The 3,167-nt window shown below is 61.2% G+C and carries 3 protein-coding genes; all 3 read right to left on the bottom strand.

The annotated features are described in order from the left end of the window. Window positions 1-196 precede the first annotated feature (196 nt). From IEY70_RS20675 to IEY70_RS20665, 3 genes are read right to left on the bottom strand one after another with little or no spacing between them, the layout of a single operon-like run. Window positions 197-841, bottom strand: coding sequence for a CsgG/HfaB family protein (locus IEY70_RS20675; protein ID WP_189066915.1), 645 nt, complete (start codon window positions 839-841; stop codon window positions 197-199). Window positions 842-895: 54 nt separating this feature from the next. Continuing rightward, complete coding sequence (locus IEY70_RS20670) at window positions 896-1,594, bottom strand: hypothetical protein (protein WP_229778135.1); 699 nt, start codon at window positions 1,592-1,594, stop codon at window positions 896-898. Window positions 1,595-1,605: 11 nt separating this feature from the next. Then, window positions 1,606-2,670: a flagellar assembly protein T N-terminal domain-containing protein gene (locus tag IEY70_RS20665; protein WP_229778134.1), complete on the bottom strand. Its 1,065-nt coding sequence runs from the start codon at window positions 2,668-2,670 to the stop codon at window positions 1,606-1,608. Window positions 2,671-3,167: the final 497 nt, after the last annotated feature.

Here is a 3,167-nt window from a genome sequence, read left to right as displayed (position 1 = left end):
ATTAAGCTCAGCATGCTGATAGTTTATCAGAGCACCCTCAGCTCCCTGGAATCCAGGAAGAGCCACTGAAAGATGTCAGTTGATTGACTTGCAGAGCGTGGGCAGCTTCGGAAGGCTGAACAGTGCTGGTCCTGGGGGCTTTGCTTTCTACTCCAGTTTTGTATCGTCGTCATGCGCCATGGGGGCGCCGGAGTCCTTACTGCAGTTTGTAGTAGCCCGCAGGAATCTTCAGCATCAGCTGCTGGACCGCGTTGTTGAGCATCTGCGAGATGGCCGCTTCGATCTGAGGGCTCGATTTCGTCCCGATGTCGACAGGCAGCAGGCCAGACATGTTAAAGCTGTTGCCTTCAGCCTTGCCCTGCACCTGCGTCGCGCCGATCACACGGCGGGTCTTCGCATCGACAATTCTCAGGTCAATCCCGATCGTGCTGCTCTTCTGACCGACGGAGATCCCCAGGAACGAAATCCCGCCGCCGCTCGCCTCGGGTTCGTACTGCGTGATGGAACCGAAAATCAACAGTTCAGCACCCTGGAATTCGGCGCCGCCATTGAAGAAAGCCTCTTCCGTCAGCTGTCCCGTGTTCTCCCGTTCGTAGACTGCAAACTTACCCGTGTTCAGGAGTGCCGTGGTCAGGGCGTCCGCGATCCCCTCACCTAGATCCGTGTAGCACTTGGCCGCTTTGCACTTGAAGGTTCCGACAGCGATGTTGACTTGACCTTCGGGCAGGGCGGGTGCTGCCACGACAGGCGCGGCCGTGCTGGTGGCGGGAGCCGTCTGCGCCGCGGCAGGCATGATGAGGGCGAGGGTCAGGGTCAGGGCAGCAAAGGTCAGTTTGGACATAACGTACTCCAGGAAAAAGGAAAGAAGGCGATGGGATGAACAGCGGTGTAGGGGTTAGAAATCGCCGGTGGTTCCAGGTGCTGGCGGCGTGAACCCACCGCCCGTTGAAGTGGTGGGGCGGGGAGCCAGACCGGGAGTCCCCTGACTGCCCGGTGTCGCCTGAGCACGTTGGTCGAGCGGCAGTTCGTAACGGGCGACCACGCACAGCCCCTGGTTGCCCAGGCTCACGATGCGGTGTCCGGTGATCCGTCCGCCGCGGAGCAGGGCCTGCGCAGAGGTGCTGACACTGTCACGGACCGTTTCGACGGCCAGGTCGGACAGTTTCAGGTCGCCGCCGTCCACGACGCTGGCGGTGGTATTGCGGGTATCGATGCCACGGTCGACAGCGGTCCGGAGGCCGCCGAAAAATTCGGCGGCAGCCCCGTTGGCGCGCAGCTGTGCTTTCTGGATAGCGGGTGCCAGGGAGGTCACGCCACGGGCCTGGTACACCTGGGCCGAAACGATTGAAAACCCGTAGACCCGCAGGGTGTCGTTGCGGCCATCTCCATCCGCGTCGTAAGGCGCGGAGATAGGTGGAGCGCACTGCAACATCAGGTTCAGTGCGTCGGCCGGGTTCAGGTCTCCCGCTTGAACGGTGTAGGCGGCCTGAACCTGCTCGGTTTTCAGAAACTGCTGGGGAGTGACGGGAGCGTTGGAAGTCTGGGCAGCGGCGCAGCCCGCGTATAAACAAGCCATCAAGAAAAGGGGTTTCATCAGTTCTCCTGTCACTGTCGGTAGGTTACGGTCAGTTCGCCGGCACTCAGGCCTGTGACCTGCAGCCCGAGATCTTCGAGCAACTGCGCGAGCTCTTCCGGCGCGCCGTTGTATTCGACTTCGGCCAGCGCACCTGCGGTGTCGAACTGACGATTGAGTGCGGCGTTGACGCCCGCGCTGCCCCGCAGGGTAGCGAGGGTGTCATTGAGGGCCTTGAAGCTGGGGACGTTCGTGATCCGCACGGTGAAGGTGCGCCCAGCGGCTTTGCCATTACCGCTCAGCCATCCCAGCAGTGCACCTGGAAGGCCCGGGGTTGCCAGCTTCGCGACATTCTGCAGCGCCGTCTTGCCCGCCACGGAGTCAGTGGACGCGGCTCCTGTGCCTGTGAAGGCGTCACTGAAGATGATCTGACCCGTCGCCAGATCCACGATCTTGAGCTCCAGACGGGCGGTGTAGGCGCGCTGACTCAGGACAGCGCCGTACTCCTCGGCGAACGCTTCCCCCGTGACCAGCAGATCGGCCTTGAACCGCGTGGCCAGTTCACTGCGGGCCTGCGGATCGAGATCCCCACTGCGCAGGACGTCCCGCAGGGTGTTGAGCTCGCTCTGCTTGAGGTCGACGACCCGGTAACCCGCAGCGATCAGAGCCCGCTGAATCTCCGTTTCAGCTGCTGGATCAGGGGTCGGGCGGCGCAGGATGGATTCGGGAATCAGGACAATGATCCGGGGGTCGCCTTTCTGGGTCAGGAACGCTTTGAGTTCCTGTTCCAGGCTGGGCCGGGCCACGGTGACCCGCACGTTGACGGTGTACGTCCCGTTGTCCTGGTTCTCCGAAATCACCTGGGTGATGCGTCCGAATCCGTCTGCCCGCTTGATCAGGCGTTGTTGAAGTTGCTCGAACTCGTCGGTACTGCGCATGGTGCTCGAGGAGCTGATGTACGCGCCGAGCACTTGCTCGATTGCCGTTCGAATGGCGTCATTGAGGGCGGCCTGTCGGGCGGCGGCAGGGGTGGAAGTGATCAGGGCCTGACCGCGGACCTGAATGCTCTGTTCTGCGGGCGTGCTTACAGCGCCCACCAGATTGAGAGGGAGGGTACCGAAGCCTGAGGTCAGGAGTGTCAGACACAGCAGACCCCCTCTGCCTACGCGGTGACTCATGGTTCTCAAAATCATGGTGGTCAGTGTGGCAACTCACGGAAAGGGTACGGGGCGAATGTGACGCACCCACCCGACGGGGGGGGAGAGAGCAGCTTTTCGAAGTGCGAAAACGAGGAGGTGGCGGGCTCCCAGTCTTGGGGGCAACTGGGATCATCCATAAAACCCCTGCTCATCACCCTTTATGCACAACTCGTTGTGTCGGATGCCCTCTGGTAGAGGCTTTCTGATCCCTCTTCCGGCTCTCAACACAACGGCTCTGCTGACGGGGGCAACTCTGGTTGAAGCCGGACCTATGGCCACCACTCGTTTGAGCGTGAGCTGGAGACCCTATCCAACACTAGCCAGGTTCCATTAAGTACAGCGCATTTAAGATTCAGATAAATCGAGTTCCGAGAATCTTGAGACCCGTCAGCAGA

The sequence above is a fragment of the Deinococcus seoulensis genome (assembly GCF_014648115.1).
In the GTDB taxonomy this organism is placed as follows: domain Bacteria; phylum Deinococcota; class Deinococci; order Deinococcales; family Deinococcaceae; genus Deinococcus; species Deinococcus seoulensis.
This window is presented reverse-complemented; position numbering and strand designations above follow the sequence as displayed.

Coding starts and splice junctions, on each gene's coding strand:
- IEY70_RS20675 (WP_189066915.1), bottom strand. CDS start 841: ATGTCCAAACTGACCTTTGCTGCCCTGACCCTGACCCTCGCCCTCATC.
- IEY70_RS20670 (WP_229778135.1), bottom strand. CDS start 1,594: ATGAAACCCCTTTTCTTGATGGCTTGTTTATACGCGGGCTGCGCCGCT.